This is a genomic window from Brevibacillus nigriterrae, assembly GCF_049846925.1.
Classification (GTDB): Bacteria; Bacillota; Bacilli; order Brevibacillales; family Brevibacillaceae; genus Brevibacillus_H.
Genome location: NZ_JBNCMT010000047.1, coordinates 26531 through 32111, shown reverse-complemented (window position 1 = coordinate 32111; position 5581 = coordinate 26531). Strand labels below are relative to the sequence as shown.

Genomic DNA, 5581 nt, shown 5'->3' with positions numbered 1-5581 from the left:
TATAGACGATAAGGTTGATAGGTTCGGTGTGGAAGTGCGGTAACGCATGGAGCTGACGAATACTAATCGGTCGAGGACTTATCCACGTATTTTCCTTAGTCAAATTTACATTGCGTATCCAGTTTTCAGAGAGCAAACAAGAAGCTCATGAATCTATCTGTTAGATAGACTCATGAGCTTTTTTGATTGTTAAGCTTACAGATTATTTATCATTCATTTTTATAAGAAAAGAGGAGAAGAAACCAATACACAAAAAGGCAGCAAATACCTCAAAGGTTAAGATGTAGCTTCCTGTCTTAAGTAGGTTTAATGCGACTACCGGTCCGAGGGTTGCTCCAATAAATAAGATAAAAGTATACAAAGAAACGGCTACCCCACGAGATTTTCCTCCCAAATTTCCAATCATAGAAATTAATGTTGGTACGCTAAGGGAAATCCCGACAACAAAAATAACACTCATAGCAACAAGTAAAGGAAGGTTGGAAATAATACCAATTAGACCCATGCCAACAGTTGCTAATATCAAATTTGCTTGCAATACTATCCTTATTCCGAATTTTGCTACTAATCCTCCGGCAAAAGGAGACAGTAACATGCCAATTATCCCGGATGCCCTAACCATTAGAATCTGATGATTGTTCAATCCAAATGGAGATTGACTCAAATAATCTCCCAAAGCAGTGTACATGCCAACAAATGAAAATAACAGCGTGATGGTAATGAAATAACAAAAGAAAAGGTTTTTTTGTAAAAGTAATGTTCCCATTTGCTTAAATGGAGCCAGTAGATTCCCCCTATTTTGTTGAATTTCCCCTTTCAGAACCAATCTTGCTAGTAAAACTGCACTCAACAAATAAATACCTCCAAGGAAGGTAAAAACGTATGACCAACCCAAGCTCTGACTTACTAGACTGCTAAAAACCTGCCCCACGATACCTGCCATTAAAAATCCCGTACTGACAAACCCTAGGGTTGTTACCCGTTTTTCGATCGGAAACATTTCTACAACATAAGCAAGTACAGCCGGAGCAAAGGTCGAAGCGGCTAAACCCTGAACGGAACGCAATATCACCAAAAAAGGGAGGCTCTTAACAACCCCCAAAATAGGTGAAACAACAAACAAAGCAATCAATCCCGCTAACATCATTTGCTTCCGCCCGTATTTTTCGGACAAAGGTGCAAAAAGCAGGAAGCCAACTGCATATGCAAATGAGAAAGCACTTGTCGTCCATGAAGCTTGGGATTGTGAAACGCCAAACACATTTGAAAAAATGGGTGCCATCGGAATGGTGATATACAAACTTGAAACGACAACTAAACCGCACCATACGAGTATGGATGCCATCAAAGTATAGTTTTTTTCAGTGGCGGTAGTCTGCCCTGCAGTACCAGGTAGTTCTGTCAAATGTTGAACCCCCCCTGTTGTAGATTTATTACGTACATTGTAACAAATCTACAATAAATGTCAAATAGTTACGACATCTGAATTGAGAGCTTGCTGAGCAGTAAGTCAAAAACCACGTCAGCGAAACGTGATTTTTGTGTATGGTAGAAGTAGAAAGACAAAATAGCGTATTTTAGGTATCAGCTACAAGGGTTTGACAAGAGCGGAGAGAAGTTATAAATTACCCCTATGGGTATATAACAATTTCCGTTTTTTATGGTTATGTAAAAAAGCGGAAATCGGAAATGATATGTACATCTAGAGCAACAGAAGAAGGGTGATTAGATGGACAGAACGGAGAGAAGCAAATGGGTAAGAAACTGGTTATTTTATTCGGCTTGTTAGTCGTCGTGATCTGGTTAACAATGGGTAATACAGACAGGAATCAAGAGGTTCTTGTTATTCCTGAGGTCAACTATAAGGCTCCCGCCTTCACTCTTCCAGCGTTATATGGACAAGAAGTCAGTTTGGAGCAATATAAAGGGAAGCCAGTGTTTATCAACTTTTGGGCATCCTGGTGCCCTCCTTGTAGAATGGAAACGCCAGATCTGACAACTCTCTACGAAAAGTATAAAAATCGTATTGGTTTTATCGGGGTAAATGTAACTGCGCAAGACGACTTAGAGAATGTTAATGATTTTGTGAATGAATTTCATGTAACCTTTCCGATTGCCCTCGATCATTCTGGAGAGGTTAGCAAACAGTATAAAATTATAGCGATGCCCACCAGCTATATAGTTGACAAGAATGGTGTCATTGTTTTTAAAAAAACAGGAGTAGTCACAAAGCCTGAAATTGAACAGGTTTTGGAGCGGATCCTCAAAGGAGAAGAATAGTATGTTTGAGGCATCCTCAGTTTTATCTTTTGGACCATTCCATATAACGATTTCTGTAGCTAGCCTGGTGTTGGGTGTAATTCTGGCACTCGGTTGGATTTCTTATGAAGGGAAAAAATACTCGATTCCCTGGGTTAAATCGTTTATCGACACAATTTCGCAGGCTTTCCTAGTAGGTATCCTAGTCTATAAATTCTGGCCACTAATGGAAGATCCACTACTTTTCCTAAAAGAACCTGTTCGGTTGTTATTTACCAGTGGCGGGGTATATGCAATAGAAGTGGCCGTCCTGATTAGCTCATTATGGTTTCTCATGAATGGAGTAAGAGGAAAATGGTTGGGTTGGATTGCAGCCGGATGGATGTTATTCGGTAATATCATTGTTGAACTGTTACTCGCTGTGCTCGTCAAATCGTATGGGGAGCCTGCATGGATTGAGGTCATTGTTTATTTATGCTTAGTGGGCATTTTGATCAATGAGGGGCGACTTATCCTGTCAAAAGCACATGAGAGAGTAGGGATGATACTCGTAGGGGTAAGTTCTGTTACTTTGCTTAAGTATAGTTTGATATCGATGCCAGCTGATCCTTTCATACTGGGACGAAGTTTATTAGAGATGCTTTCCCTTGTGATACTCATTATAGGAATGCTTATTTTGCTAACCCCAGCGCGGTATGTCACTCACCGAATAGATGATAGTGCTGGGGTATAAGAGATCTCCAATGACTTGATGGAGGTGTTCCTGATAACCGTAAACTTCAAGGACGGTTAGTTATGAAAATTAGGGCTCGTTGCTAGTAGAAACATCTACTTGGTAACGACCCCTTCTTTTTTTGTGGGTTACTTGCCTTTTTGCAATGAGTATAAAGCATCTCCAAAGCGAGAGATAGCTTCGTAAATCTGCTCTTCCTTCACACGTCCAAACGTAAATCGGGCAAACCCATTTTTCGTCCCAAAAACACTGCCAGGGACATAGACAACCCCTCGTTTGATTGCTTCCTTTACTAATTTCTGTTCGTTTATTTCCTCTTTGATTTTGCACCAAATATGAATGCCACCCTCAGGTACAAGGAAGTCTACTTGATCCGCCAGTTGGTCATATAGTGAAAAAACGATTTTATCTCTATTGATGGCGAGTGAGTTGCGAAGTCTTTGCAAGTGAATTGGGAAATCCTCAGACGATAAAAATTGGGAAGCGATCCATTCAGGAATGATGCTATGTCCAAAATCGATCTGTTGTTTGGCGTCTGCTAATCTTTCTATTACGGCTTGTGGGCCAAAAATCCATCCAATTCGTAATCCCGATGCAACAATCTTGCTTAACGAACTGACGTAGAGAACGGTACCATTCTGATCCATTGATTTGATTGTAGATACTTGTGTCCGATCAAAGGCGGTCAAACTGTACGGATCATCTTCAATAATGGGAATTCCAAAGTCAGAGGAGATTTCCAGAATTCTCTTTCGCCGATCCATATCTAAAAAGGAACCGGTAGGATTTTGAAAGTTAGGGTTAAGAAAGACCATTTTTATTCGATGCTGCTTGTACAAACTCACAATGTTATCTGGATCGATCCCGTGACTATCTACTGGCAGCAGGAAGGTCCTTAGCCCGGCTGATTTAAACAACGGCAGTGAGTAGCTATAGGAAGGATCTTCAATGGCAACGGCGTCCCCTGGTTGGAGCAAGCACTGCACAATCAGGTACAGAGCTTGCTGGGCTCCTGAAGTTATCAATATGGACGAAGGTGTTGCAGGGATATTTCTCGATTCCTTCAGATGCAAGGCAATCGTCTCACGCAATTGCAGGTTTCCCTGTGGATGATCATAACCTACATGGTAGTTAAAATCTCCACTAGACATAATGGCTCGGAAATATTGAGAAGCAGAAAACTCGGGAGACAGTTCGCCACTTGCCAGATCAATCAGATCCAGATCAAACGCCTCTTTTCGAATGCTTCGCATCATGGCTGTGTTCGGTAAAAATGACCCTGATTCCACTAGCTTCTCCCAGTTTGGAATCCGTTTGCGAGTACTCCCCCAAATATCTCTGCTTACGATCGTACCTTTCCCTTGCACGCTTTCCACAATACCGGAAGCTCGTAGTTCTTCATACGCCGCCACTACGGTGGAACGATTGATGCCTAATTCTTTTGCCAGTGAGCGTTCGGAAGGAAGTACTGCTCCAGCAGGGTATTCGCCATTGGAAATACGTTCTTCAAGATGTTGGGCAATTTGCTTGTAAACCGGTATTTGAGTATTGCGATCGGGTTGCCAATCCATCGTGCATTTCACTTCCTCATCGTCACAACTATCTGGTGGATGGTCATATTTTTAGGGAACTGGAGGGTTCACTTTTATTGAAACTATCTATAATTGATTTTCAGAAAAAGGTTTTGATGTTCTTACGATAGGATAATCCGCAGGTCATGTAAAGAACCGATGGAGATGAGAAAGGGGTACAGCGATGAAAGAGAAATGGTTTTTTTTTGCTTCTATTTTTACTATTATCACCTTGCTTACAGGATGTAGTGAGAGGTTGATGGTCTTGGATCCAAAAGGTCCCCAGGCCCAAACGCAAGCCGATGTGATCATGATATCCATATGGACGATGTCTTTTATTATCATCGTGGTTGTCGCTTTGTTCTTGTTTATGGTAATCAGGTATCGTGCATCGAGACAATCTGATGACTATGAGCCTCCGTATATTGAAGGCAGTATCTTAGTGGAGTCAATTGTTGTAGGGATTCCTGTTTTGATCGTTATTTTCCTTTCTATTATTTCCGTGAACAGCAATTATATCGTGGAGGCAACACCGAAAGGATACGAGGATAAAAAGCCATTAATTATTTACGCATCATCTTCTAACTGGAAGTGGCATTTTAGTTATCCAGAAGAAAATATTGAAACGGTGAACTACTTGCGGATTCCGACAGACCGGGCAATTGAATTCAAGCTGTATTCATACGGTCCCATCACCAGCTTCTGGATTCCACAACTGGGAGGACAAAAATATGCCATGGCTGATATGGTCACGACGTTGCACCTGGCTGCAGATGTCCCTGGTGAGTATATGGGACGGAACGCAAACTTCAGTGGTGAGGGGTTCGCTGAAAATACGTTTAATGTAGAGGCAATGACTGAAGTGGATTATGAGAAATGGATTGATGATGTCAAGGATACAGCGAGTCCGCTAACAAAAGAGATCTTCGAGAAATTACTGGAGCCCGGTCATGTCGGACAAGCCACATTCACGGGAACACATCTGGAATTCAGTCCGGCTCCTGAAGGAGAACATTCA

5 protein-coding genes and 1 rRNA gene are annotated in these 5581 nt (G+C 41.6%); 4 read left to right on the top strand and 2 right to left on the bottom strand.

Annotated features, from left to right (window positions below):
- A 23S ribosomal RNA gene (locus ACPW7N_RS24355) occupies positions 1-86 on the top strand; the annotation flags it as partial.
- Between the two features lie 116 nt (positions 87-202).
- Here ACPW7N_RS24355 and ACPW7N_RS24350 read toward each other — a convergent pair.
- The gene (locus tag ACPW7N_RS24350) at positions 203-1345 is read right to left on the bottom strand and encodes an MFS transporter (protein ID WP_425654191.1); all 1143 of its coding nucleotides are present in this window, start codon (positions 1343-1345) and stop codon (positions 203-205) included.
- Between the two features lie 407 nt (positions 1346-1752).
- On the opposite strand from ACPW7N_RS24350, the gene ACPW7N_RS24345 reads away from it, so the two are divergent.
- Both ACPW7N_RS24345 and ACPW7N_RS24340 read left to right on the top strand, forming a co-directional pair.
- Positions 1753-2280: a TlpA family protein disulfide reductase gene (locus ACPW7N_RS24345; RefSeq protein ID WP_425654185.1), complete on the top strand. Its 528-nt coding sequence runs from the start codon at positions 1753-1755 to the stop codon at positions 2278-2280.
- 1 nt (position 2281) lies between these two features.
- A complete protein-coding gene (locus ACPW7N_RS24340; protein ID WP_425654182.1) occupies positions 2282-2992 on the top strand; it encodes a hypothetical protein in 711 nt (236 codons plus the stop codon).
- 128 nt (positions 2993-3120) lie between these two features.
- On the opposite strand, the gene pdxR is transcribed toward ACPW7N_RS24340, so the two are convergent.
- Positions 3121-4563: a MocR-like pyridoxine biosynthesis transcription factor PdxR gene (pdxR, locus tag ACPW7N_RS24335; protein ID WP_425654181.1), complete on the bottom strand. Its 1443-nt coding sequence runs from the start codon at positions 4561-4563 to the stop codon at positions 3121-3123.
- A gap of 184 nt (positions 4564-4747) precedes the next feature.
- Here pdxR and qoxA point away from each other — a divergent pair.
- A partial coding sequence (gene qoxA, locus ACPW7N_RS24330) for a cytochrome aa3 quinol oxidase subunit II (RefSeq protein WP_425654179.1) occupies positions 4748-5581 on the top strand: 834 nt, incomplete at its 3' end.

What these genes read in the sequence shown, in the direction of transcription:
- ACPW7N_RS24350 (WP_425654191.1), bottom strand. Translation starts at nt 1,345, where the DNA reads ATGGCATCCATACTCGTATGGTGCGGTTTAGTTGTCGTTTCAAGTTTG.
- ACPW7N_RS24345 (WP_425654185.1), top strand. Translation starts at nt 1,753, where the DNA reads ATGGGTAAGAAACTGGTTATTTTATTCGGCTTGTTAGTCGTCGTGATC.
- ACPW7N_RS24340 (WP_425654182.1), top strand. Translation starts at nt 2,282, where the DNA reads ATGTTTGAGGCATCCTCAGTTTTATCTTTTGGACCATTCCATATAACG.
- pdxR (WP_425654181.1), bottom strand. Translation starts at nt 4,563, where the DNA reads ATGGATTGGCAACCCGATCGCAATACTCAAATACCGGTTTACAAGCAA.